Source organism: Pseudomonas sp. VA159-2, assembly GCF_024126635.1.
In the GTDB taxonomy this organism is placed as follows: domain Bacteria; phylum Pseudomonadota; class Gammaproteobacteria; order Pseudomonadales; family Pseudomonadaceae; genus Aquipseudomonas; species Aquipseudomonas muyukensis.
Genome location: NZ_JAMYBV010000081.1, coordinates 1 through 686, shown reverse-complemented (window position 1 = coordinate 686; position 686 = coordinate 1). Strand labels below are relative to the sequence as shown.

The following is a 686-nucleotide window of genomic DNA, read 5'->3' as shown; positions in this document are numbered from 1 at the left end:
GACCCTCAGCGCCGACAAGACCACCGTCAGCGAAGGTGGCCAGATCACCTACACCGTGACCCTGACCAACGGCCAGGGCCTGTCGGTCACTGGCCACAATGGCCTGACCTTCACCCTGACCGATGGCACCAAAGTGACCATCCCAGCAGGCAGCGCCACCGGCACCATCACCATCAATGCTCCAGATGACGTGTTCGTCGGCGGCCAGCCGTCCATCGTCAACAAACTCGAAGGCGTAACCGGTGCAGACAACTTCGAGAAACTGATCCTCGGCAAGGACGAAGTCAAAACCGAAGTCACCGACGAGCCCGGCACCGGCACCCCGGGTACCGGCAACGAAGGCGACAAGGTCACCGTGACCATCGTCAGCAAAGGCGATGTCACCGAAGACCAACAACCCGCTTTCACCGTCAAGGTCAGCCAGAAACTGGATCACGACCTGACTGTCACTCTGTCCAACGGCGACAAGGTGGTGATCCCAGCCGGTCAAACCGAAGCCGAGTACAAGGCCAAGGCCCAGGGCGACGACGTCTTCAAGGACGGCGACACCCTCACCGTCGGCATCACCGATGCCGCCGTCGATGGCAAGACCTTCGAGAATCTGGAACTGGGCGGCGACGCCAGCGTGCAGATCACCGACACCATCAGCGAAGTTGTGGCTACCTTGTCTGCCGACAAGACCACCG

The 686-nt window shown here is 61.1% G+C and carries 1 protein-coding gene; it reads left to right on the top strand.

Annotation, left to right across the window (positions count from 1 at the left end; translation table 11 throughout):
- Positions 1-686 (top strand): immunoglobulin-like domain-containing protein (locus tag NJG22_RS24445; protein ID WP_366518865.1); only part of this gene is annotated, 686 nt, incomplete at both ends.